Below are 24,557 nucleotides of genomic sequence, written 5' to 3' on the forward strand. Positions count from 1 at the left end.
TTTTAATTTTTAAAGCTTCCATATTTCTTCAATATTTTTTAGTAATTCTTTAACTTCTTCCAATGTAGTATCAGCCATATGTGCTATTCTAAATGTTTTTTCTTTCAATGTACCGTATCCATTGGATATCATAAACCCTCTTTTCCCTAATTCATTATTTAACTCATTAATTGAAAATCCTTTTGTATTTTTGATTGTTGTTAATGTATTTGAAGCCCATTCAAGTTTTTTAGGAAATATTTCAAAATGTTCATTTGCCCAATTCCTAACATAATCAGCCATCTCTTTATGTCTTTTGAACCTATTTTCAAGTCCTTCTTTATTTAAAATTTTATCTAATTGATAATCTAATGCATACATATGAGATACTGAAGGTGTTGATGGATATTGGTATGGTTTTTCTTTGTAATATTTAAGTAATAATAAAAGGTCAAAATAATAACCTCTATTTTTTACCTGTTTTGCTGACTCTATAGCTTTTTCAGAAACAGCAGCAATTGCAAGTCCTGGAGGTAATCCTAATGCTTTTTGAGTAGAAGTTAAACAAAAATCCACACCTAATTTATCTACCTCTATTTTTACACCACCCATGGAAGAAACAGTATCCATTAACACCACAACTTCAGGATATTTTTTCCAGACTTCAGACAATTCATAAACTGGATTCATAATACCGGTGGATGTTTCATTGTGTGTAATAGTCATAACATCATATTTACCAGTTGAAAGGTATTTATCAATAAGTTCAGGTGTAATAGCTTTTCCCCATTCAACTTCGTGTTTATCAGCTTCAACACCATTGGCTTGGGCTATTTTGAACCATCTATTTCCAAAAGCACCAACAGAAAATACTATTGCTCTTTTTTTAGTACAGGATCTAATTGCTGATTCCATAAATCCAGTACCAGAAGATGTTGAAAACAAAACTATATTATTTGTATACATCAATTTTTGCATTTTCTCTGTTGCAGATTTTTGTAATTCAGTATATTCTTTTGTTCTATGGCCAATCATTGGAGTAGACATTTTTTCTAAAATATCTTGTTTTACTTCAACAGGACCAGGGATAAATAGTTTTTTATGCATTTTTTTACTCCTTAAATATTTTAAATCTAATATATTAGTATTAAAAATTGATAATAAATCAAGAAAAAATTGACAATTTTTTTTATAATCTTTATAAAATAAAATTTTGACAATTTTAAGAAATAAAATTATATATATTTTTATGGAAATAGAGATTAAATCGTCAATTTCAGCTAAAGAAAAAAGAAATATTATCAATTCTCTTTTTAATAAAGGGTGTATTAGTATCTATTTATTGTATAACATTTACAAAAATAATGATAAAAATACTTATTTTTTCACTAAAGATTATAATTTTTTTGCAACCCTGTCAAAGAAATCAAAGGAATTACATATTTTCTCTTATGATAATAAATACATATTTGAATTTAAAAATTTGATAAAAAAATATGGGATAACATTTTCCTATCTAAGTGGTGAAAACAAAACTGTTAATTTATTAACCTCCATTTTGCCAGAAATCTCAACAAAAATTATATTTTCAGAAAATTATTATTTTTATTCTTTTAAAAATAATAATGAAAACAATAAAAATTTAGAAAATCTTATTTCAACAATTTCAGATGTTAGCTCATTACAATTTAAAATACCAATAAAAAAAAGAGATTTAATAAATCTTATAGAATTGCAAACAGGGTATATGATTGAAGAAATGAATTACCCTGATAAAATTTTAAGCAAAAAATTTATTTTAACTAAATTATTAAAAATTTATAAAGAATTTAAACTTTTTTATCTAACTAAAGATAGTTTTCCAGTAGCAAAATGTGAATGGAATGCATATACTCATAATATATTTCAAATTGGAGGGGTATTTACATTACCTTCTTTTAGAAAAAAAGGGTATTCAACTTATTTAATTGGCAAAATGATCCTTTATTCTTTCAATAACCTTGATTTTTCTTATGCAACTTTATTTGTTAGAAGAGAAAATTATAAAGCTATAAATTTGTATGAGAAATTAGGTTTTAAGAAGGAAAACGGAATGCTTAAATGGATAATATTAAAAAATTAATCAATTTGCATTAAAAAAAAATTGGATTAAATTAAAGGTATGAGTATGGTTGAGCAAACTTTCTATTTTAACAAAAGGATTAAGATTAAAAAAGTGTTTAATGACTTAATCCGTTCACCTAAAGACCAAAAGATTTTTAAAACTTTATCTGAGAATTTTTTTGTCCCACATAGAGTTATAATAAAAGGGAATAATATTGAAAATTATTATAAAGGTGAAAATATTTATTATAATGTTGCAGCAGGTGGTTTTTCTGTTGATAAACTTGGCTTTGTTGAATTCAATGGGATGCTTATAAATGTGATTGATCCAATAATAACATTAAGAAAAGATTTATATGCATATCTGGTTTTACCCCCTTTAACAGAAAATTCACTTGAACTAGATGAAGAAACAATTATAAAATCAATAAAAAAATTTGGTATAAAAAAAATCATAAATCAAGATAAAATCAGAAATGCTTTAGAAAATGCTAGGAAAGGAACTGGATCACTTGTTTTGATAGCTAAAGGAAAAAAAAGTATAGATGGTAGAGCTTATCAGGTAAAATTATTTATTGACCTTAGTAAAAATATTGGTCAGGTAAAAGAGGATGGAACAATTGATTTTAAAGAAATTAATTCAATAAAAAATATTAAAAAAGGGACTATAATTGGAGAATATATACCTGAAATAAAACCTGAAGATGGTTATGATGTATTTGGACATATCAAAAGTGCAAGGTACAATGGAATTAGTAATTATAAATTGGGAAAAAATCTTAAAATAGATAAGAATAATAACATTGTTTCAACCATTGATGGTGTTATTTCTGTTACTGACGATAAAGTGATTTCTATAAGTGATAAAGTATTGATTAATGGAGATGTTAGTTTAGAAACCGGAAATATAAAGACCAATATTAATATTGTTATAACAGGCAAAGTTCAGGAAGGTTTTAAAGTTGAAGCAGGGAAAAATATTAGTGTAAGAGATTCTATTGTAAAAGCAAATGTTAGAGCAAGGGGTAATATTAAAGTAAAAAATGGTATCATTGGTGATTCCAATAAGTATAAAATAATTGCAGGTGGGGAAATTCATACTGGTTATTTAGAATATGCAAATGTTTGGGCTGCTAAAGATATTTATTTTTCAAAATCGATTATCCATTCATTAATACAGAGTGGTGGTAAAATTATTGCTACTGGAAAGGGTGTTGTTATTGGAGGAAAAATTGTTGCTTCTAATGGTATAGAAGTAATAGAATTGGGTTCCAAATTATCTGTTCCAACAGAAGTTGTAGTTGGTATAGATTTACAAAAAGAATTAAAATTAAGAAGTTTAAATAACCAACATAAAATGAATAATATTGAGATTAGAAAAATTAAATTAGCAATAGGGGAAAGCTATTTTAAAAATCCTGAAAAATATCTAGCAACAATTTCTGAAGATAGATTTATTGAGATAGAAGAACATCTTGAAAATTTATTTTTACTTATGGAAAAACAAAAACAAATAGAACAACAAATAAAAAAATTAAATAAATCTCTTACTTATCCTGATGCAAAAATTGTTGTTAAAAAAGCATGTTATGAAGGAGTAACTATTTTTATGGGTCAAACAAAATTTCAGGTATTTGAAACATTAAAAAATGTTACAATATATTGGGATGATGAATCAAAAACGATTTCATATAAATATAATACTTAATTTAAGTAGGATTGGTACATTTTAAATATTTTAATTTTTAAATATTATTTTAGTAAAACTTCAAGACTATCCAGGAATTTTTTTAAAAAGTTATCAATTTTTTCAATATCTAGTGTTTTATTGGTGATTTTATTTTCTTTAATGTATCTTGAAAGTTTCGATGCTTCTTCAGCTAATATATCAAGTCCTCCAATTTGAGCTGTTCCTTTTATGTTATGAAGAATAAATCTTATTGGTTCAACATCTTCTTTATTTTCTTTTAATTTAGTGTAGTAATCAATTAAACTTTTAATAAAAAGCTTTTTTATTTTATCCTGCTTATTATCAAGAGATTCCATTTTTTCTTTAAGTTTTAAAATAATTTCTTTTTCTTTATTTGGTAAAACTTTATTGGTCTGTGCTTTGTTTAAATTAATATCGGAAGAGATGGATTTCTTGTTTTCTATATCTGAATTTAATGTAGGTGTCTGTATTTGCTTATTATGTATGCTTTTTATTCCAATATATTTGGATAATAAATTAAAAAGATTTGTTTTTTTATAAGGTTTTTTAGAAATCTCAGTAAATCCAATTAGTTTAAATTCTTTAACTGAATCTTCATCATAAGCTGTAAATGCAATTACAGGTATTGATTGATCTATTTTTCTAATATTTTTGCATAGTTCAATACCATCCATTATTGGCATTTGTATATCTGTTAGAACTAAATCATATTTGTTTTTTGAAAAAAGGGCTAAAGCTTGCTCTCCATTTTCAACAATATCGAAATCAATGTTTTTAAAATCTTTTAAATATTCTTTAATAACATATTGATTAACTTCATTATCTTCAGCTATTAATATTTTGGAAGGGATAAATACGAATTGTTTTTTCTCTGTAGCATCAACTATATGCTCAACTTTATCACCTTCTGAATCTGTGACAATTTCACAAAAAATATTAAGAGAAAAAGTAGTTCCTTTATTTAATTTTGAAGTAACTGAAATTTTACCTTCCATCAATTCTACAAATTTTTTTACTATTGCCAATCCTAAACCAGTACCCCCATATGTTTCAGCGATATTATCTTCAGCTTGTTCAAATGGGAGAAATATCTTATCAAGTTTAGATTGTTTAATTCCAATTCCAGTATCTTCAACTGTAATTAAAAGTTCTATTTTTTTTAATTGTTGAATACCTTTTTTAATTGAAAGTTTAATATATCCATTATTTGTAAACTTGACAGAATTTCCTAAAAGATTAAATATTATTTGTTTTATTTTTAGTGGATCACCTGCTAGCATTTCAGGTATGTCGGGATCAATATCAATAATCAGGTTAACATTTTTTGAAGCCAATTTTGCTTTAATGTTTTCTTCTATTTCAGAAATTAAAGTATCGAGGGTAAATATTTTTTTTGAAATTGTTACTTTAGCTGTTTCATTTTTTGAAACAGTTAAAATATTGTTGATTAATTCTAATAATGTATTTGATGAATCCATAATAATTTTCAATTTGTTCCTTTTTTCTTTGTCCTGTTCAGATTCTAATAGCATTTCAGTTAACGATATTATACCTACCAAAGGTGTTTTTAAATCATGTGTAATAGATGCAAAAAAATTAGACTTTGCTTTATTAGCTTCTTCAGCACGAATTTTTTGAACAATCAGGTTATCAGAAATATCTTTTAGTTGAATAAAGTTTTGGTAAAGAGTAGTTTTTAAATTTTCCAGGTCATCCTGTAAAACTTTGTTTTTATTTATTTGATCTTTGAGTTTCTTCTTTAACAGGTCATTTTCAAATAAAAGGTTATTATATGTATTTATGAAAAGATGTATTTCCTTAGGTACTAAAGACAAAGGTATTTTTTTGAAATTTATTATATGATGTATCAATTCATTTTTTATAGGAAGAGTTATTCCTTTTTTATTTTGTTTAGGTAGATTTTTAGGTTTATTTTCAAATAGTACAAAAGGTTTAATAATATCTCTTTTATCAAAATAGATATATTTTTTATTTATAGAAAAATTATTTTTGTAGAAAATATTATTGATATTTTGTAAAAAAATGTTTATGAAATGTTTATGTTCATTTTTAAATTCGTTTAGAAATAAATTTTTTAAATTTATATTATTTGCAAATTTTTTCAATGCATCTTTAATTTCATTTATAACAGAATATGCTGTTTCTAAATCAATATTAGAAGCAAAATCATTGTAAAAATAAACAAAACCAGGAACATTTTTTTTATTAATTGGTATTTCAACAAGATTGGCAATATTTTTTTTAATTAAGTTATACGATTCTTTTTCAAAAACAATAGCAACATCAAGTATATTGTTTTCAAAATAATATTCAATATCTTTACTTATGATTTCAAGCCATTTAATTCTAACATTTGTGATTTTAAAAAAGTTTAAAAATTGTTTTATGATTGTTTTGTAATAAATCGTGTTTTTTGGTAAAGCTATTTTTAAAGTGATATTATTATTAAATTTGAATTTGAAAAAATGTTTATGTGTAAAAATAGAAAATTGAAATAAGGAAAAAATATCAAGTAAATATATTGAATTTATATTTTCTAAATTTATTTCGTTTTTATTAATATAATCATATAAATAAGATGGATAAGATATTAAAAGATTGAGGTAATTAGATTCAAAAAGGTTCTCTAATATATTAAAATGTAATAGAGGGAAAAATTGTAAATTCTTGTTATTTAATAGGTGTTGATTTTTTAAAAAAATTAATAAATGAGAAAATATTGATTCAGGAATTCCAATTTTAATATTTTCTTTCAAGGAAATTATCTCCCTTTTTTAAATATTTTTCTTTTCTAATTTTTATTAAATTATCTATATCAACCTTATTAAATTCAATAAGATCTTTTTTTATTTGATTTTTAATTCTTAAAGCAGTTTCTTTGAAATATCTATGAGCACCTCCTGGAGGTTCATAGATAATCCCATCAATCAAACCAAATCTTTTTGCATATTTAGCTGTAAGTTTCAATAAGTTTGCTGATTCAACTTTTTTATCAGAAGTTCGAAATAATATTGAAGAACATGATTCAGGCGAAATCACAGAGAAGATAGAATATTTTAACATATAAAGTTTATCAGCAATGCCTAAAGCTAATGCACCTCCAGAACCACCTTCACCAATAATTATTGAGATAATGGGGGTTTTAATTTTGAAATATTGTAAGATATTATTTGCAATAGCAAAAGCCTGACCATGCTTTTCTGCATCAAATCCAGCAAAAGCACCAGGAGTGTCAATAAAGATTACTATTGGTAAATTAAACTTTTCTGCAAGTTTTGAAACCCTTAGAGCTTTATAATAACCAGAAGGATTGGGCATTCCATATTTTCTGAATTCTCTTTCTTCAGGAGTTCTTCCTTTTTGTTGTCCTATTATTGCAAGTTTGTATGTCCCTAAATAACCAAAACCTGCAACAATTGCAGGATCATCTTCATAAACTCTATCACCGTGAACTTCAAAAAAATCTTTAAAAATATAATTGATATAATCAAGGGAATAAGGTCTGTCTTGATGTCTTGCAACCTGAACCTGTTGCCAACAATCCAGTTTGTTGTAAATTCTTCTTAATAATGCTTTCTTTTTATTTTCAAGGATTTTTCTTTCACTTATATTTTTAGCGGAATCAATTTTTTTATCAATTTGTTCAATTTCTTTTTCAAATTCAAGATAGATCATAATATTTAACCACTTAAAATAATTATTAGATTTATTATTTATATGTTTTTTAGTTAATTATTCAAAAAATAATAAAAATTTTCTAGCTTAAAATACAAAAAAAGAAATAAAAAAATATACTAAAATAATATATCTATGTTTATTCTTTTTTTAGAGATAATAATTAAAGTATAATAATTTTCAAACACTTTCATTTCTCTTTTAAAAATTATAATTAAGGTTTGATAATTTTCAAATATTTTAATTTCAAATAAAATTAAATATAATTATAATTGTATACTTTTATAATAAATTATAATCAAATTAAAATTTTATATTTTTTTAGGTTTTCAGTATTAAAATTCTATTTTTTTATCTCTATAATTTTAAAAAAATTAATTTTTAATATATTTTGATTTTGATCTAATGTATGATAATACTTTTTTATATCTATCAAGACTCCTGTATGAGCTTTTAGCATCTGCTTTAAACAATTTTAAAAGGTCAGGCAAATATATAGAGTTTAAAATTTTTTTTTGTTTGTTAAAATCAAGATTATATATAAATCCAATATTCATATGATTTTCAATTAAAAATGAAATTTTAAGCTCTATTTCAGGATAAAAATCTAAATAGGTCTTCCACCTTTGTAAAATATTTCTTGCAATATTTGCCCCAATCCTTGAATGAAAAGGGAATTTTGCTTCATTTTGCAATTTTTTCTTTACCTCAGTTTTAAATTTACCTAGATCATGAAATAAGGCAGCAAGATTGAGAGCGAAATCATTTGACTCTATGTTTTTTACTGTAAGAAGAGAATGTTCAAAAGCATTTCCTTCAGGGTGATGATCTTTATTTTGATTAACATTTTTTAATTTATCAAGTTCAGGTATAAAATAATTTAGTAATTTTAATCTATCCAGTAATATAAGGTTTTTATATTTTCCTGAACCTGTTATAGAAAAATAGAATAAGTTAAAAAATTGATGTAATGGAAACTCTTTTAAGTTTTCATCTGAAATTGCTTCATTAAATTTGTAATTTATGTTAAAATCAATTTTTTTTAAAATATTATCATTTTCATATATAACTGATTTTATTGATAGATTATTAGCAAGTATTATAGATTTTAAAATATTATCTGAATCTAATTGTCTAAGAAATAGAAGTTTATTATTTAAATAATGAAGTATAGAATTAAAATCATAAAATATTTCTAATATTGGATCATAAAAAAGATTTATAATAAATGGATCTTTATTTGATTTTGCAAAATCTATAAGATAGTCTTTAGTATTTGATTTTTTTAAATCAAAATGTTTAAGAAAAATTATTTTATTAGAAAAGTTTATATAATAATCAAAAGATGAAAATTTTAAATGTGTTACTTTATCAAAATTTGAATATAATTTTATTGTATCGATATTTGAAACTGTAAAAAAAATGTCAGGGGTTTTCTTTTTGGAAATTTTATATGCAGTTTCTGAAATAAAATAGAATTTATAAGGGGAAAATAATTTTTCAAGTTCTTTAATAAAGTTAAAATATTGTTTTTTATCCATTTATAATTATTAACTTTCTTTTTATTTTGTTTAAAAATACCTTTTTCATATAAATTGTCTAATAAAACAACTATTAATAATATTTAACTATTTTTTATTTTTAATTTTCTAAAAATAATTTATTATTTTACAAGGAAAATAGTAAATACACATTAATCGATATTTTAGAAAATATTTAAGACAAAAGAAAAATTTTAGAATTTAAAAAATTAAAATCTAAATTTTTATAATAAAATCTGAATAAGGAAAAAATATGGTAACATTGGATAAATATTCTTATTGCGGTTTTTCATGTGAAAATTGTCCAATATATTACAAAAATAAAGAAAAAAATGATTCTCAATTAGATATTAAAAATATTGATGAGAAAATAAAAAAGGAATTTGCAGATAAGATTTGTTATGGATGTAAAGAAGAAAGTGAAATAAAATTTCATAAAGATTGCAATATTGCGTTATGTGCGGAAAAGAGAGGGATCTCGTTTTGTGGTTTGTGTCCTGATTTCCCATGTGTTTTTTATTCAAATTTTACTACAGAAGCTATCGATAGAATATATGAAATTAAAAAAGAAATTTTAGAAAAAAATATTATTTAAAAAAAATAAGAGAGATCATAATCTTTCTTTTTATTTAATTTGAAAATCTTTTTCAATGAATAAATTAATTATAAAATATGAGATTAATGATTAAATAAGAAGTTAATAATAAAATATGAAATTAAAGTTTAAAATCAAAATTTATAAACTTCATATTCTAATGAGTCAATATCAAGTATTACAAAACTTTTAAATTCAGCTAAATAACCTGAAAGAGTTCCAGGATTAATTATAAGTGTATTATTTTCTTTTCTTATATCAAGTTTATGTGTGTGTCCATAAATTATAACATCATATAAACCTGATTTAGCCAGGGGTTTAATTAGATCATCTTTATGTATCATAAATATCCTTCTTTTATTAAGCTCTATATCCATATATTCAGGGAAAAATAATGAACCATTTTTTTCTAAAGTTGATTTTAAAAATTCGTATTCCCCATCATTATTTCCACGTACAAAATATATTTTTAAATTTTTTTTAAAAAAATCTCTAAAAAAAGGGGGAAAAATTGCATCTCCTGCATGATAAACGGAAGTTATATTTTTTTCTTCCAGAATTTTAAAAAGATATTCTAAGCTTGATAATCTATCATGGCTATCAGAGATAATACAAATTTTATTCATTCACATCTCCTAAAATGCTATTTTTATTTTAACTTTATTTGTTTTTATTATAGAATAATTTTTAAAAATATGAATATTTTTAAAAAAAATATTATTTTTTATTGTTCAACAATCTATGAGTTTATATATTAATAAGTTAATATCAATATTTTTATTTTTAGTATAATAACAAAACACATAATAATTCTAATGCAAAATATAAATTTTAAAATACTTTTAAAAACATTGATTAATTATTAAAATTAAATAACTTTTGTTATATTTCAAATAATTTTGCTCCTTGAATTGAATACATAAAAGAAATTAAATAACTTTTGTTATTAATTAATTTTTTTTAATATTTGTTGACATATGTGATGAATAGTGTTAAAAACTTAAAAAAATAAAGATCATAAGTATGTCTATAGAGTTTGTTGCATTTGATGTTGATGGTGTAATTTATTCATCTGAGAATTTTCTTCAAGAATCCTATTATCAGGGTGTAATCGATTATTTAAAAAAAAATACTTCTAAAAATTTTATCCCTCCCAAAAAAGAAGATATTTTAAAAAATGTTGGTAAAACATATAGAGAAATACTGACAAGTTTATTCCCGGATATAAGTGAAAAAGAGATGGTAGAACTCAGAAAGTTTATATTGAGAGATTTGACTTTAAAAATATCTTCAAAAAAAGGTGTTTTGCTTAATGGAGTTTTTGAAACACTTTCATATTTGAAAAATAAAAATATTAAAATAGGAACAGCATCTAATGGTTCTAAAGAATATGTTGAAGCAGTATTAAGAACATATAACATTTATGAATTTTTTAATGAAGTAAAATATGTTGGGATTGAAGAATTTAGAGAAAAAACAGATATCTTAAAGTACTATAAAAACAAATATAATTTAAAAAAAAACCAGATAATTATGGTTGGGGATAGGATAACAGACCTTATTGCTGCAAGAGAAGCGAAAACAATTTTTGTTGGGATAAAAGGGCATGGGCATGAGAAAGAGCTTGAAGGTTCAGATTTTATAATAAATAATTTGAAACAATTGATAAAAATTATAGAATCTATAGAATAAATATTCTTATAGAATAAAGAATTTATTGAACAAATTCTATAATTTACAAATTATAGAATCTTTGATCTAATTTAATTACAATGTTATTTGTATTATTATAAAAGGAAGAAATAATAAAAATTTAAATATAATAAATAAATATTAAAAATATATTAATATGCATGGTAATATAAAAATATGCATTGTAATATAAATCTAATATATTGATTTTTTGTAACCAATTATAAAATAGAAAAAAGCATTACAAAAAATTAAATAAAATATAAACATAATAAGTAAAGTTTTAATCTAAAAATTTTAACTTAAAAAATATATAAAAGTAAGGAGGATTTATGTCTAAGAAACTTTTTTTGTTTTTTTCAGGTTTATTAATCCTGATTTTTTTTAGTTTTGGTGTTGCTGGAAACACTTCTGCAATTCCTGGATTAACTCATTATATTCTTGATAATGGGCTTGAACTTTTTGTAATTGAGAATCATATTGTTCCATTAGCAAGAATTCAGATAACTTTTAGATGTGGTAGTATTGCTCAAACTCCAGAAACAGCAGGGTTGTTCCATCTATATGAACATATGTTGTTTAAGGGGAACAAAGTTTATAAAAACCAAACAGAATTTGCTGCTGCAATGAAACAGCTAGGTATATCTACATGGAATGGTGGAACATCAAGGGAATATGTAACTTATTATATTACTGTTCCTTCATCTAAACTTGATAAAGGAATTGAATTCTGGGCTAATGCTGTTAAATATCCTCTTTTTAATAAAGATGAATTGGAGTCAGAAAAAAATGTTGTAATTAATGAAATTAGAGGATATCATAATGATCCTGGTAATATATTTACTTCAAAAATAACTTATTCACTTTTTTATAAATACCCTTGGAGAAAAGATGTTTCAGGACCTGAAAGCAATGTTAAAAATGCTACTGTTGATATTTTGAAAAATATACAAAAAAAATATTATGTGCCAAATAATGCAGCATTGTTTGTTGGAGGGGATGTAAATCCAGAACAGGTAAAAAAATTTGCGGAAAAATACTTTGGAGATTGGCCTAAGGGAGAAGAGAATCCACAAATAGCAAAAAATCCACATCCTTATATAAATAAAGATGAATTTTATATTTATCCTGATGATACATTTTATCAGAAGTTTGCATATGTATATCTAACATTTAGAGGACCTGATGTAACAGCTGATCCTGAAGCCACATATGCTGCAGATGTATGGGGAACTTTATTAGAAGATCCAAATGGAAAATTTTTAAACCATATTTTTGGTTCAGTTCCTGGTATATATTCAAAAGATTATATCTGGATGTATTACTATACACAAAGAGATGGTGGTCAAATAGATTTTGCTACTTATCTTCAAGTTTTAGATGGGAAAAATACAGCTGAAAGAATAATGAAATTAAAACAAGCAGTATTAAATGAGTTAAAACAAATGGCTGAAGATCCTGATTATTTTTCAAAAGAAGACTATGAACTTGCTAAAAGAAAACTTGCAGATAAAAGGTTAATTAATATGGAAACTCCATCAAATTTTATAGAAAATTTATCTTTCTGGTGGGCTTCAGCTACAACTGACTATTATTTTGGTTATATTGATAATTGTAATAAAGTTACATATAAAGATATTAAAGCATATTTAGAAAAATATGTGTTATCAAAAAATTCTATCCTAGGTGTTAGAATGTTTGATAAAGATTACAATTTAGAAAAAGATAATTTTAAAAATTTTGAGGTAATTAAAAAAGAAAATGCTTACTGGTGGGAAAACTATAATAATAATTAAAAAATATAGATAAAAAATTTAATTTAATAAAAATTTAATTAAAACTATAAAGATATTAATAAAAATATAAAGCATATAAATATAGGAGAAGATTATGAAGAAAATATTAGGAATAATAGCTTTTATTTTAGCTGTTATGCTTTTTACTTCCTGTGGGGTTACATCTAAACAGGGGATTTCTCTTTATTCAAAAGAGGACATTTTTAGTGCTGGTAATGTAAATGAGTTTGCTAAAGCAAATTTGCCAACTTTTGAAGTTTTTAATTTATCTAATGGTATTCCAGTTATTGTTAAAAAAAATCCTTATAATAGAATTTATAATATAAAAATAGTGTTAAAAGGTGGTGTTGCTTTAACAACAGTAGAAAAAGCTGGTATAGAAAAATTTACATTAGCTATGTTAAGAAGAGGTTCTGAAAAATATAATTATGATAAGATGCAAAAAATTTTATCTGATACCTCTTCTTCTATATCTTATGAAACTTTGTTTGATTCATCCTCATATGATTTAAATACTTTAGATAAATACTTTAATGATGTATTTGATGTTTATATTGATTCTTTTATGAATCCTTCGTTTACAAAAAAAGATTACTCTAAAGTAAGGACTGACTTAATTAGAGCTGTACAGGATAAAGCAAAAGATCCATATAGCAGATGTGTAAATAAATTAAACAATGCGTTTTTTGAAGGGCATCCATATCAAGCTGAATGGGATGGAACAGTTAATTCTTTAGCTTTAATGAAGCTAGATGATATAAAGGAATATTATGAAAAAACTTTTTCTTCAAATAGAATGTTTGTAATTGCAGTTGGTAATTTTGATACTGAAAAGTTAAAAGAGAAACTAGATTCAACTTTAGGAACAATTAAAAATAAAAATGTTAAAATACCTGATGTACCTGATTTTTTGGGAAAAGTAAAAAGTAATTTAATTCTTGATAAATATAATAAATCAGAAGGTTTAGCATATGTAAGAGGAGATTTCGCTATACCTGATTCAGAAGATCCAGATTATATGCCATTAAGAATAGGTTTAGCTATGCTTGATGATATTCTTTTCCAGATTGTTAGAACAGAACATTCAGCTTGCTATTCAGCATGGGCAATTGCAAGAACTTTTAAAGCAAATTATGGGTCAATTGTTATTTACAAAACTAGAGTTCCAGGAGAAGTCAAAAAATATATTGATGATTCAATTGCTCATTTATTAAAAGGGGAATGTTTATTACCAAAAGTTTCTGCATCAGCTGCTGGTAAAGGTGGGCTTGGTAAGGAACAAAATGTAAAAGAGCAAAAAGGTAATTATGGAAAAATAGAAGAAGCTTTAGATTTTTACAAAGCTCAATTTATTAATAGCTATTTTGAAGGACAACAGACCAATTCATCAATTGCTTCTCAAATTGAATTTTCAGTTTTATATCACAATGATTATAGGGATTATTTACTCTTAATTGATCAGGTAAATAGTGTAAAACCTGAAGATATTCAAAGAGTCATAAAAAAATATCTCTATGATAATAAAATTATGTGGGCTATAACAGGTTCTTCTGACATTTTAGAAGATGTTGAAAAAGATGATTATCTTAATTTTATTGGTGATTATAACGGTTAATTTATAAACACCAACTTTTTTAGATAATAAGGGGTTGTCTCAAAACTTGGGGACAACCTCTTTTTTTTTATAATTTATTTGCTATAATTGAATTATGAAAAAGAGAAGAACAAAAGTACATAATAAGGTAGTATTTAAAAGATATATACAGGATGAACCACTATTATTTCCAGAAAGATTAGAAGAATATATACCAGAAAATGATATAGTAAGAATAGTAAATGATTTAATAGAAAATATGGATTTAAATTTTCTTTACAGAAGCTATAAAGGAGGTGGTAGAAGTAGTTATCATCCGAAGATGCTTTTAAAGGTAATAGTTTATGCTTATACCCAGAAAATATATTCATCAAGGAAGATAGCCAAGGCATTAAGAGAGAATATATATTTCATGTGGTTAAGTGGGAAGAATTATCCAGATTTCAGGACAATAAACAAATTCAGGAAAGAGAAGTTAGGAAGACATTTGGAAGAAATATTCAGTATATTATTATCCTATTTATATGAAACAGGTTATGTAGATTTAAACAATTATTTTTTAGATGGGACAAAAATAGAAGCTAATGCGAATAAATATAGTTTTGTATGGTCAAAGAGCATAAAAAATTACAAAAAGAAGCTTAAAGAGAATGTAAAGAAATTATTAAAAGAGATAGATTATTTAAATGAAGAAGAAGATAGATATTATGAAGAAAAAGAGTCTGAAGAATCTAAAGGTAAAAAGGAAGTATTAGATTCAAAGAAACTAAAAAAGATAGCAAAAGAATTAGAAGAGGTATTGAAAGAAGGAGGAGAAGATAAAAAAGATAAAAAGAGCAAACAATTAAAAAAAAGTATTAAGAAGTTAAAACAGGATTACATACCAAGATTAGAAAGATATGAAGAGCAGGAAAAGAAATTTAAAGGACGTAATAGTTATTCTAAGACAGATGAAGAAGCTACATTTATGAGGATGAAAGAAGATGCAATGTTAAATGGTCAATTAAAAGCAGGCTATAATGTACAGATAGGCACACAAAATCAATTTATATTATGGTATAGTATCCATCAAGACAGATCAGATACAAACACATTAATTCCTCATTTAGAAAGTTTAATATTAAAGACAGGGAGAAAACCAACAAATTTAATAGCTGATGCAGGATATGGTTCTACTTATAATTATTTATATTTAAAAAGGAGAGGAATAAATAATTATGTTAAATATTCAGGATATTTTAAAGAAAGTAAAAGAAGTTTTAAAAAGGATAAATTAAACAGACAGAATTGGAAATATGATGAGTCAAAAGATTGTTTTATATGTGCAAATGGGAAAGAATTAAAATATGTTTATACTGCAAGATCTACAAAAAGGAAGAAATTAGAATTATACAAAGTATATTCAACAAATGGATGTAAAGGTTGTATTTATCAGGATAGGTGTAGTAAAGGAAAACCTTACAAGAATATATGGGTAAATCCAGTATTTTTAAAATTAAAATCAGAAGTTAAATCGAATTTATCAACATTAATGGGACAGGAGTTATCATTTAGAAGGAAGATAGAAGTTGAGACCGTATTTGGAGATATTAAACACAATATGGGATTCAGGAGATTTATGTTAAGAGGAATAAATAATGTAAAAATAGAATGGGGATTAATAAGTATAGCACATAATATTAGAAAGTTGTTTAAACTAAATAAAGGAAAAATTTTACCTTATTTTTTATATTTATTAAATAATTCATTTGAAAATTCTTTTATTTTTTCCTTTAATTTATAAATTTTTATATTTTTATTTTTTTTAAAAAAAAGGACTGCCTTAAGATCTAAGACAGCCCCTTATTATTTTTTTTTGAAATTTTTATTTTGCTTCTATAAACAAATTTTTTATATTTTTATAAGAAATAATTTTGTAAAAATAATCATGTTATTTTTTATAAAAGTATACATTAATTAACAAAAAACAAGCATTTTGTTATGGATAATATATGACTATTAAAGAAAATAGAATAATTGATATTTTTATAGGATTTTCATTTTTAATTATTGGATTTATTGAATATTCAAGGCAATACATGGGAACTTTTCCCTCATTATGGGCATGGTTATGGGTATTTGAAGGGATATTTATGCTAATTCCTTATATTTATACTAAAAAAATCAACACACTAATAAGAGCATTGTTTTTGATTATCATTGGTTTATTCTTTATTATTGCAGAAATAAATAATATAAAGTTTAATTCAGCTTTTCCAGTGCTGGGAACAATAATTATTATTGCTTTATATATTTATTTTTTTGAAAGTCAGATGAAACAATATTTATTAACTGTTAATTTAATGATATTTATTTTTTTTATTTTAATTGTGGTTACTTTTTTAAAAAACAGATTCTGGTTTATTGCTTTTTTTATTTTTGGGTTTTATCTTGTTCTTAAAGGTTTTATTAAAATAATTAAAGATAAAAAAATTGTTTTAAAGGAATAGTTGATAAAAAATGTATATGTTATATGCTTATATCTTATTTTTCCGTGGCTGGTGCAGTAAATGATAAAATTGAAATTGTTATATTTGATTTATTAAATAATCTATTATATATCCTAATTAAAATTTCTTGACTGGATTACAGTTGCCAAAGGCTAAAGAGAAAAAAATAAAATATTTTAGTTTAATATTATAAAAGATTAAATTTAATAATTACATAACTGTACTAAGGAGAGAAATTTTAATTAGGATATAATATCTCTTATTTTTTAAATATATCAATAATTTCAATTTTATTATTATATATTTCTATTCATTAAATCCTTCTTTACCAATTAGTTTTACAAAAGCACATCCATATATTTTTTCAATTCCATAAATATGTGAAAAACGAATTAATACCTGAGAAAATAATCCTCTTCCAACAGGGATAACTATTATGCCATCTTTTTTGAGCTGATTTTTTAAAGAAGAAGGGATAAATGGTGCAGCTGCTGTAACAATAATCCTATCATAAGGTGCAAATTTTTTGATTCCAATTGAACCATCACCAATAAAGAATTGAATATTTGAGAGGTTATACTTTGTAATGTTTTTTTGAGCTATTTTGGATAGTTTGTCTATTCTTTCAATGGTGTATACATTTTTAGCAAGCTTTGCTAAAATTGCAGTTTGATATCCTACACCTGTTCCAATTTCTAAAACAGAATGGGAATTATTAACTTCTAAAAAATATGTCATATCAAATACAATTTCAGGTTGAGAAATTGTTTGACCATAATAAGTGGGTAAAGCAGTATTTTCATATGCGCTATCCTTTAAAGATAATGGAACAAAATCAGCTCTATCAATTTCTTTAAAAATTTTAACAAGTTTTTCAATGTATTTCTGGTTTGTATTATTGATTCTTGTATAAGCCCATGAATCAATTAGTTGATAAAATTGTTGAATCTTTTTCATTTTAAATATAAGTTTTATAATATTATTTTTATTTTGTATTATATATTTTTTATTTATGTTTTTTTTAAATCTTTTTTTAATATCTTTTTATTTATGTTTTTTTCTAATTATATTTTATATAATTGTATTTTTTATAGTTATATCTTTTTTTTACTTTCATCAAATTTTTTAATATTATTTATAATGTTTTCTAAATGGGGTAATAGTGCATCTAATTCATCTTTATTTACTACTTTTTTTAAAAATAATACCCTTTTTTTTATAACTTTATTTATAACTTCTTCTCCATTTTTAGTTAAAGTGTATATTACTTCTCTTTTATCTTTAGGGTTAATCTCTTTTTTCACATAATTAAATATTACCAGTTTTTTTAATAATTCTGAAGCAGCTGGTTTTGAAATTTCTAATAATTCTGATAAAGTTGTCCCTTTTATTTTCTTAGAAAAATATATTATTTGGATAACTTCAAACATTGTTTTAGAAATTTCAGGATAATTATTAAGTGCTTTCCGTCCTTCAACTTTGATAATAAAAGAAAGATGTCTTAATATTGCTTCTAATGAGTTATAATTTTTTTTATGCAAATTACCAACCTCTATAATAATTTATTTAATTCATAGTATTTTTTTTGTTAAAGTCAAATTATAAAATTTAAATCTTGCTAAAATAAAGTTTAATAATATATTTTTGTATGAATTTAATATAAAGAGGGTAATATGGTAAAATTATCAATTTTGAATGAATTTATAAAAGAAACTTATAATGTTGAACAATTTGAAGATTATTGTTTTAATGGGATACAGGTTGAAGGGAAAGAAGAAATTAATACTATTATTTTTGGAGTTTCCTTTAATAAAGAGTTTTTAAAAAAAGCCATAAGTTATAAAGCAGATGCAATAATTGTACACCATGGAATTTTTGGGAAGAACTTTTTTTCATTAAAAGGGGTATTAAAGGATAAAGTTAAAATTTTACTTGATAATGGAATATCATTAATTGGTATTCACCTACCAATGGATGCTCATCCTGAATATGGTCACAATGCTCAACTTTTTAAATACATTGATGCTAAAATATTGGAATCTTTTAGTGTAGGGTTTATAGGGGGAAATAGTTCTAAAAAATCAATAGAAGATATATTAGATATTTTTCATGAAAAATTACATTTCGATAATAAAAAATATTATGAAAAATTTGAGATTCAAAAAAACAATGTTTTTAATATTAAGACAAAATATGGGTTTCAAATACTGCAAAATGGACCAATGGTTCCAGAAAAAATAGCTATTATTTCTGGAGGTTCATCATCATATTATGAGAAAGCAATTGAGCTGGGTGTTGATACCTTTATTTGTGGCGAGATTAAAGAACAAGTTCCGGCAATATCAAAAGAAACAAAAACAAATTTTATAAATATTGGACATAATAACTCTGAAAAACCTGGAGTTATAAAATTAATGGAGATAATTAATTCTAAATTTAATGTTGAAACAAAATTTATAAATATTGATAATTTTATTTAAAACAGATTTTTATTCTTTTTCCATATTTTGAACATAAATTTCTTTAAAATGTTCTTTATTTTTTTCAAAAATTTCAAATATATCAGGATCAAATAATTTCCCATTTTCTTCTTTCATAATATTATAAGTCTCTTCAAATGAAAATGCAGGTTTGTATATTCTTTTTGACATAAGAGCATCAAAAACATCTGCTAAAGTGACAATTCTTGCAGGAAGAGGTATTTCTTCCCCCTTTAACCCTTTTGGATAACCTGTACCATTCCATCTTTCATGGTGATAATAGGCTATAACTTTCCCCATAGAAAGAAAATCGGAAAATTGTAGCTGATTTTCAGCTTCTTCTAAAGTTCTTCCCCCAATGATTGTATGTTGTTTCATTATTTCAAATTCCTCAGGTGTAAGTTTACCAGGTTTAAGAAGAATATTATCAGGTATACCAACTTTACCGATATCATGTAGAACAGAGGATATATACAAGTTATCAATAAATTCATCATCGATATTTTCATATTTAGGATTTTTAGAAAGTTCTGTTGCAATGAATTTACAATAATTCATAATTCTTTTCAAATGTTCCCCTGTATCAGGGTCTCTTGATTCTGCAAGTTTTGCTAAAGAAAAAATTGTAACATTTCTTGTGTTTATTACCTCTTTAACTCTAATATCTACAAGTTCATGTAAATATTTATTGTGTTTTAACAATTCTTCTTTCATTTTCATAATATCAAGTTGATTTTTTACTCTTAATAATAACTCTTTTGCATGAATAGGTTTAACAATATAGTCACTTGCACCTAATTCATATGCTTTTTCTTTCATTTTATAGTTTTCAATAGCAGTAATCATTATAATTGGAGCTTGATAATGGTTTTTATCATCTTTAATTTCTTCAATTATTTCAAGTCCATTTTTTTCAGGCATCATAAGGTCAAGTAAAAATAGATTAATTCTTTTATTATTAATAATTTCTTTAAATTCAGAATAAGTTGAAGCAGTATAAATTTCAAGATTATCCAGTGATTTTAGAATAGTTTTCATAATTAAAACATTATTTTGATCATCATCAAAAATTAACAAATTCATAAATAACCCTTGTTTTGTATAAAAATTATATGAAAATATGGTATATATTTTTAATTTTTATAATAGTAAAGAATTTTATAAAAAAATCAAATAAAATTGAAATTCGCTTTGTTAATAATAAAATTGAAATTATTGTGATATTTAAAAAATTGAATAGATTATTCTATCCTAATTAAAATTTTTTTCACTAGTTCAGTTATGTAACCTATTATTACAATCTGTTTAACATAAATATAAAACCAATACTATTATCTATTAGTCTTTGACAACTGAAATCCGCTCAAAAAATTTTAATTAGGATAGACTATAATTTTATTCATTTAATCAAATACAATAATTTCAATTTTATTATTAACTGCACTTGCTACGAAAAAATAAATATTTTCTTTAGTCTTTGACAACTGACAACCGTTCGAATAATTTCAATTATGATATATATAGTTTATATTTATTATATAAACACTAATAATTTCACATTTTATTATTAACTGCACCTACCACGAAAATTTTTTTCACTAGTTCAGTTATGTAACCTATTATTACAATCTGTTTAACATAAATATAAAACCAATACTATTATCTATTAGTCTTTGACAACTGAAATCCGCTCAAAAAATTTTAATTAGGATAGACTATAATTTTATTCATTTAATCAAATACAATAATTTCAAATTTTATTATTAACTGCACTTGCTACGAAAAAATAAATATTTTCTTTAGTCTTTGACAACTGACAACCGTTCGAATAATTTCAATTATGATATATATAGTTTATATTTATTATATAAACACTAATAATTTCACATTTTATTATTAACTGCACCTACCACGAAAAATTTTTTCACTAGTTCAGTTATGTAACCTATTATTACAATCTGTTTAACATAAATATAAAACCAATACTATTATCTATTAGTCTTTGACAACTGAAATCCGCTCAAAAAATTTTAATTAGGATAGACTATAATTTTATTCATTTAATCAAATACAATAATTTCAAATTTTATCATTAACTGCACTTGCCACGGAAAATATATTTTCTCTTTAGCCTTTGGCAACTGACAACCGTTCGAATAATTTCAATTATGATATATATAAGTTATTTAATAAATTAAATACAATAATTTCAATTTTATTACTAACTGCACCTACCACGGAAAAGTTTTAGTTTTTTCAGTAGACCCATATATTAAATTAAACTAAGTATAACAGTTTAACAAATTTATAAAAATAAATTTTAGATTAAATAACTAAATGTTAAGAAAAAAGTGTATAAAATAAGTAATTTAAAAAAATATTTCAAATAGTAATAGAAAGAATCTCTTTAAATTTATCAACATGCTCATTAAAAAAGTTTTCAAGGTATGAGATTAATTCATCCCAATTAATTTGGGGATAAATAGTTACTTTCTCCTTTATGTCCTGTAAATCATAACCTGATGAAGTTTCACAATTATATCCATATCCTAAATTATGAGCTAATACATTGGATATAAAGATAATATTCCCGAGGTTAGATTCACTAATAAAATGGTGTTTTTCTATGGCTTCAACTATTTCATCAGGTAGCCTAAACTTAGAATTTAAGAAACCTATAACATTGTTATGTGAAATACCAAATACCTGTTGCTCAAGTATATTAGATGGTTTATTTGATGTTATTGTTTTTTTACAAACCCTGGACATTTGAAATGAATCATAATGGAAAAGAACAAGTTTACCTATATCATGAATTAATCCACCTGTATATAAAAGGTCAACCTTTTGTAATCCTTGAAAATATTTTTCACCAATATATCTAGCAGATTCAGCAACAGCCCAGGAATGTATCCAGAATTGTTCAAAATTAATGTTAATAGCTGATTGTGTAAAAGTGGAAAAAACTTCTGTTGAAATAATGATTTCAGCAATTTTTTTAAATCCTAAAAAACTTATAGCATATTTTAAATCAGAAACTTTTTCTCTTCTACTGTAAAAAGATGAATTTGCTATACTTAAAATTTTTGCTGATAAAGGAGGGTCTTTTTCGAGGATTTTAGTTATTGAATCGGCAGAACTTTTTGTATCATTAAGCATTTGAATACATCTTGTAACAACAGAAGGTAAGGTGGGTAAGTTTTTGACAATATTTTCAAGTTTAGCTTTGTTTATCTCCATTAATGTTTTCCTCTATTAATAATATATGATTAAAATAAATATCTTCTTAGTTATTATAAAAAACTTAAAAATATAATCAATAGTTTTTTAAATGAATTTTAATCATTTATGATATAAATAAGATGAATTAAAAAAATAGTATAAAATGGTTAAAATAAATAAGCATATTCAAAATAAATAAAAAAGCCATTTTTTGAATAAATAAAATAAAAAAAATGTAAAAAATTAATAAAAGTATAAAAAAGAAGATTTTTAAAAATTTAAAAAGATTTCTATTTTTATGAAGAAAATATAATTTATGTTAAATAAATTATTTGATAAAAGATTATTTTGTTATAATTTATGTAAAAAGTTAAAAGAGGTATTTAAATGTATACTGTTAATGTAATAGATTTTTTTTCGTCAGCACATTTTTTACGAGATTACAAAGGTAAATGTGAAGCAATTCATGGACATAATTATAAAGTTGAGGTAAGTTTGAAAAGCAATGAACTTCAAAAAAATGGTATTTTGATTGATTTTACAGATTTAAAAAAAGATTTAAAAGAAATATTAAGATATCTTGATCATAAGAATCTAAATGATTTAGAAGAATTTAAAACAGAAAATCCTACATCTGAAAATATAGCAAAATTTATCTTTGATAAAATGAAACAAAAATATAAAATAGTATCCAAAGTTAGAATCTGGGAAACTGAAAAGCAATATGCTGAGTATTTTGAAGAATAAAATTTTAAAATAAGAAAAAAAATTGACAATTTGTTTTAAATAAGGTTTACTTTAAATATGTAAAAATGTTAAAAAACATTAATAGATTTATTTTGTTTAAAAGTATTTTTTTTATTTTTTTAGGGGGAGTTAAATGATAAAAAAATCAATATTATCGGCTGAAGAAGCTATAAAAAATGTTAAAGATGGAATGACTGTAATGGTTGGAGGTTTTTTAGGTTGTGGTAGTCCTGAAAAGTTGATTAATGCTTTATTAAAACAGGGCACAAAAGATATGACCTTAATATGTAATGATACAGCTATATATTATCCTGACAAAAATTATATAAATGGAGTTGCACCTTTAATTATAAATAAAAGATTTAAAAAAGTTATTGTTTCCCATATTGGTACTAATAGAGAAACAGGAAGACAGATGAATGAAGGGGAAACAGAAGTAGTTCTTGTACCTCAGGGTACTTTAGCTGAACAAATCAGGGCAGCTGGTTTTGGTTTAGGTGGAATATTAACTCCAACTGGAATTGGTACAGAAGTTGAAAAAGGGAAAAAGATTATTGAGATTGAAGGTAAAAAATATCTACTTGAATTACCATTAAAAGCTGATGTTGCATTAATTAAAGCAAAAGTGGCAGATGAGGCAGGCAATTTAATATATTCTAAATCAGCAAGAAATTTTAATCCAATAATGGCAACAGCAGCTAAAATTGTTATTGCAGAAGTTGATGAGATTGTAAAGATAGGTGAATTAGATCCTGAATTAATAGTAACTCCTTCTATTTTTGTGCATATTATTGTAAGATCATAAATAAAGATTATTAGTTTTAAAATAATAATTTTTAATGAATATATTTTAATAATACCTAGGGTATTATTTTTATTTAAAAAATATAAAAATTGTTGTTTTAAAAAAAA

Annotated in this window: 20 protein-coding genes; 11 read left to right on the forward strand and 9 right to left on the reverse strand. The window is 23.7% G+C overall.

Annotated features, from left to right (window positions below; genetic code table 11):
* Positions 1 to 9 precede the first annotated feature (9 nt).
* Positions 10 to 1,086, reverse strand: coding sequence for a pyridoxal-phosphate-dependent aminotransferase family protein (locus tag ACZ5EC_RS10700; protein WP_464302475.1), 1,077 nt, complete (start codon positions 1,084 to 1,086; stop codon positions 10 to 12).
* Between the two features lie 142 nt (positions 1,087 to 1,228).
* On the opposite strand from ACZ5EC_RS10700, the gene ACZ5EC_RS10705 reads away from it, so the two are divergent.
* Together ACZ5EC_RS10705 and ACZ5EC_RS10710 are read left to right on the forward strand one after the other, a co-directional pair.
* A complete protein-coding gene (locus tag ACZ5EC_RS10705) occupies positions 1,229 to 2,101 on the forward strand; it encodes a GNAT family N-acetyltransferase (RefSeq protein WP_464302476.1) in 873 nt (290 codons plus the stop codon).
* Between the two features lie 39 nt (positions 2,102 to 2,140).
* Positions 2,141 to 3,790, forward strand: a complete 1,650-nt coding sequence (locus ACZ5EC_RS10710; protein ID WP_464302477.1) for a DUF342 domain-containing protein — start codon at positions 2,141 to 2,143, stop codon at positions 3,788 to 3,790.
* A gap of 44 nt (positions 3,791 to 3,834) precedes the next feature.
* On the opposite strand, the gene ACZ5EC_RS10715 is transcribed toward ACZ5EC_RS10710, so the two are convergent.
* The 3 genes from ACZ5EC_RS10715 to ACZ5EC_RS10725 form a co-directional block, all read right to left on the reverse strand.
* Positions 3,835 to 6,570, reverse strand: coding sequence for a hybrid sensor histidine kinase/response regulator (locus tag ACZ5EC_RS10715; RefSeq protein ID WP_464302478.1), 2,736 nt, complete (start codon positions 6,568 to 6,570; stop codon positions 3,835 to 3,837).
* Positions 6,554 to 7,489, reverse strand: coding sequence for an acetyl-CoA carboxylase carboxyltransferase subunit alpha (locus ACZ5EC_RS10720; protein WP_464302479.1), 936 nt, complete (start codon positions 7,487 to 7,489; stop codon positions 6,554 to 6,556). Before ACZ5EC_RS10720 ends, ACZ5EC_RS10715 begins: the two co-directional genes overlap by 17 nt.
* Positions 7,490 to 7,863: 374 nt before the next feature.
* A complete protein-coding gene (locus ACZ5EC_RS10725; protein WP_464302480.1) occupies positions 7,864 to 9,030 on the reverse strand; it encodes an HD domain-containing protein in 1,167 nt (388 codons plus the stop codon).
* Positions 9,031 to 9,283: 253 nt separating this feature from the next.
* Between ACZ5EC_RS10725 and ACZ5EC_RS10730 the strand changes: the two genes are divergently transcribed.
* On the forward strand, positions 9,284 to 9,625 hold the full coding sequence (locus ACZ5EC_RS10730; RefSeq protein ID WP_464302481.1) for a DUF3795 domain-containing protein: 342 nt from the start codon (positions 9,284 to 9,286) through the stop codon (positions 9,623 to 9,625).
* A gap of 134 nt (positions 9,626 to 9,759) precedes the next feature.
* Here ACZ5EC_RS10730 and ACZ5EC_RS10735 read toward each other — a convergent pair whose 3' ends face one another.
* Positions 9,760 to 10,251, reverse strand: coding sequence for a metallophosphoesterase (locus ACZ5EC_RS10735; RefSeq protein WP_464302482.1), 492 nt, complete (start codon positions 10,249 to 10,251; stop codon positions 9,760 to 9,762).
* Between the two features lie 397 nt (positions 10,252 to 10,648).
* On the opposite strand from ACZ5EC_RS10735, the gene ACZ5EC_RS10740 reads away from it, so the two are divergent.
* The 5 genes from ACZ5EC_RS10740 (at position 10,649) to ACZ5EC_RS10760 (ending at position 17,196) form a co-directional block, all read left to right on the forward strand.
* Complete coding sequence (locus ACZ5EC_RS10740) at positions 10,649 to 11,317, forward strand: HAD family hydrolase (protein ID WP_464302483.1); 669 nt, start codon at positions 10,649 to 10,651, stop codon at positions 11,315 to 11,317.
* Positions 11,318 to 11,649: 332 nt separating this feature from the next.
* Entirely contained in the window at positions 11,650 to 13,113 is a 1,464-nt protein-coding gene (locus ACZ5EC_RS10745; protein WP_464302484.1) for a M16 family metallopeptidase, read from the forward strand.
* Positions 13,114 to 13,207: 94 nt separating this feature from the next.
* On the forward strand, positions 13,208 to 14,728 hold the full coding sequence (locus tag ACZ5EC_RS10750) for a M16 family metallopeptidase (protein ID WP_464302485.1): 1,521 nt from the start codon (positions 13,208 to 13,210) through the stop codon (positions 14,726 to 14,728).
* Between the two features lie 94 nt (positions 14,729 to 14,822).
* The gene (locus ACZ5EC_RS10755) at positions 14,823 to 16,490 is read left to right on the forward strand and encodes an IS1182 family transposase (protein ID WP_464302360.1); all 1,668 of its coding nucleotides are present in this window, start codon (positions 14,823 to 14,825) and stop codon (positions 16,488 to 16,490) included.
* A 208-nt stretch (positions 16,491 to 16,698) separates the two neighbouring features.
* Complete coding sequence (locus tag ACZ5EC_RS10760; RefSeq protein ID WP_464302486.1) at positions 16,699 to 17,196, forward strand: hypothetical protein; 498 nt, start codon at positions 16,699 to 16,701, stop codon at positions 17,194 to 17,196.
* 306 nt (positions 17,197 to 17,502) lie between these two features.
* On the opposite strand, the gene ACZ5EC_RS10765 is transcribed toward ACZ5EC_RS10760, so the two are convergent.
* Together ACZ5EC_RS10765 and ACZ5EC_RS10770 are read right to left on the reverse strand one after the other, a co-directional pair.
* Positions 17,503 to 18,153 carry a protein-L-isoaspartate(D-aspartate) O-methyltransferase gene (locus tag ACZ5EC_RS10765; RefSeq protein WP_464302487.1) on the reverse strand — a complete coding sequence of 217 codons (651 nt, stop codon included), beginning with the start codon at positions 18,151 to 18,153 and terminating at the stop codon, positions 17,503 to 17,505.
* Positions 18,154 to 18,290: 137 nt separating this feature from the next.
* Complete coding sequence (locus ACZ5EC_RS10770; protein WP_464302488.1) at positions 18,291 to 18,737, reverse strand: MarR family winged helix-turn-helix transcriptional regulator; 447 nt, start codon at positions 18,735 to 18,737, stop codon at positions 18,291 to 18,293.
* A gap of 132 nt (positions 18,738 to 18,869) precedes the next feature.
* Here ACZ5EC_RS10770 and ACZ5EC_RS10775 point away from each other — a divergent pair, with 132 nt between their 5' ends.
* Positions 18,870 to 19,676 carry a Nif3-like dinuclear metal center hexameric protein gene (locus ACZ5EC_RS10775; RefSeq protein ID WP_464302489.1) on the forward strand — a complete coding sequence of 269 codons (807 nt, stop codon included), beginning with the start codon at positions 18,870 to 18,872 and terminating at the stop codon, positions 19,674 to 19,676.
* Positions 19,677 to 19,685: 9 nt separating this feature from the next.
* Here the strand turns inward: ACZ5EC_RS10775 and ACZ5EC_RS10780 are convergent, their stop codons facing one another.
* Together ACZ5EC_RS10780 and ACZ5EC_RS10785 are read right to left on the reverse strand one after the other, a co-directional pair.
* The gene (locus tag ACZ5EC_RS10780) at positions 19,686 to 20,759 is read right to left on the reverse strand and encodes an HD domain-containing phosphohydrolase (RefSeq protein ID WP_464302490.1); all 1,074 of its coding nucleotides are present in this window, start codon (positions 20,757 to 20,759) and stop codon (positions 19,686 to 19,688) included.
* Between the two features lie 1,299 nt (positions 20,760 to 22,058).
* Positions 22,059 to 22,916 (reverse strand): HDOD domain-containing protein, encoded by an 858-nt coding sequence (locus ACZ5EC_RS10785; RefSeq protein ID WP_464302491.1) that lies wholly within the window; start codon positions 22,914 to 22,916, stop codon positions 22,059 to 22,061.
* Between the two features lie 369 nt (positions 22,917 to 23,285).
* Between ACZ5EC_RS10785 and queD the strand changes: the two genes are divergently transcribed.
* Positions 23,286 to 23,645 (forward strand): 6-carboxytetrahydropterin synthase QueD, encoded by a 360-nt coding sequence (gene queD / locus ACZ5EC_RS10790; RefSeq protein ID WP_464302492.1) that lies wholly within the window; start codon positions 23,286 to 23,288, stop codon positions 23,643 to 23,645.
* Positions 23,646 to 23,778: 133 nt separating this feature from the next.
* Positions 23,779 to 24,450, forward strand: a complete 672-nt coding sequence (locus tag ACZ5EC_RS10795) for a CoA transferase subunit A (protein WP_464302493.1) — start codon at positions 23,779 to 23,781, stop codon at positions 24,448 to 24,450.
* Positions 24,451 to 24,557 lie beyond the last annotated feature (107 nt).

This window comes from Exilispira thermophila, from assembly GCF_055389015.1.

Excerpts from the sequence above, each read along its gene's own strand:
- ACZ5EC_RS10700 (WP_464302475.1), bottom strand. The coding sequence starts at position 1,086 with ATGCATAAAAAACTATTTATCCCTGGTCCTGTTGAAGTAAAACAAGAT.
- ACZ5EC_RS10705 (WP_464302476.1), top strand. The coding sequence starts at position 1,229 with ATGGAAATAGAGATTAAATCGTCAATTTCAGCTAAAGAAAAAAGAAAT.
- ACZ5EC_RS10710 (WP_464302477.1), top strand. The coding sequence starts at position 2,141 with ATGAGTATGGTTGAGCAAACTTTCTATTTTAACAAAAGGATTAAGATT.
- ACZ5EC_RS10720 (WP_464302479.1), bottom strand. The coding sequence starts at position 7,489 with ATGATCTATCTTGAATTTGAAAAAGAAATTGAACAAATTGATAAAAAA.
- ACZ5EC_RS10725 (WP_464302480.1), bottom strand. The coding sequence starts at position 9,030 with ATGGATAAAAAACAATATTTTAACTTTATTAAAGAACTTGAAAAATTA.
- ACZ5EC_RS10730 (WP_464302481.1), top strand. The coding sequence starts at position 9,284 with ATGGTAACATTGGATAAATATTCTTATTGCGGTTTTTCATGTGAAAAT.
- ACZ5EC_RS10735 (WP_464302482.1), bottom strand. The coding sequence starts at position 10,251 with ATGAATAAAATTTGTATTATCTCTGATAGCCATGATAGATTATCAAGC.
- ACZ5EC_RS10740 (WP_464302483.1), top strand. The coding sequence starts at position 10,649 with ATGTCTATAGAGTTTGTTGCATTTGATGTTGATGGTGTAATTTATTCA.
- ACZ5EC_RS10745 (WP_464302484.1), top strand. The coding sequence starts at position 11,650 with ATGTCTAAGAAACTTTTTTTGTTTTTTTCAGGTTTATTAATCCTGATT.
- ACZ5EC_RS10750 (WP_464302485.1), top strand. The coding sequence starts at position 13,208 with ATGAAGAAAATATTAGGAATAATAGCTTTTATTTTAGCTGTTATGCTT.
- ACZ5EC_RS10755 (WP_464302360.1), top strand. The coding sequence starts at position 14,823 with ATGAAAAAGAGAAGAACAAAAGTACATAATAAGGTAGTATTTAAAAGA.
- ACZ5EC_RS10760 (WP_464302486.1), top strand. The coding sequence starts at position 16,699 with ATGACTATTAAAGAAAATAGAATAATTGATATTTTTATAGGATTTTCA.
- ACZ5EC_RS10765 (WP_464302487.1), bottom strand. The coding sequence starts at position 18,153 with ATGAAAAAGATTCAACAATTTTATCAACTAATTGATTCATGGGCTTAT.
- ACZ5EC_RS10775 (WP_464302489.1), top strand. The coding sequence starts at position 18,870 with ATGGTAAAATTATCAATTTTGAATGAATTTATAAAAGAAACTTATAAT.
- ACZ5EC_RS10780 (WP_464302490.1), bottom strand. The coding sequence starts at position 20,759 with ATGAATTTGTTAATTTTTGATGATGATCAAAATAATGTTTTAATTATG.
- ACZ5EC_RS10785 (WP_464302491.1), bottom strand. The coding sequence starts at position 22,916 with ATGGAGATAAACAAAGCTAAACTTGAAAATATTGTCAAAAACTTACCC.
- queD (WP_464302492.1), top strand. The coding sequence starts at position 23,286 with ATGTATACTGTTAATGTAATAGATTTTTTTTCGTCAGCACATTTTTTA.
- ACZ5EC_RS10795 (WP_464302493.1), top strand. The coding sequence starts at position 23,779 with ATGATAAAAAAATCAATATTATCGGCTGAAGAAGCTATAAAAAATGTT.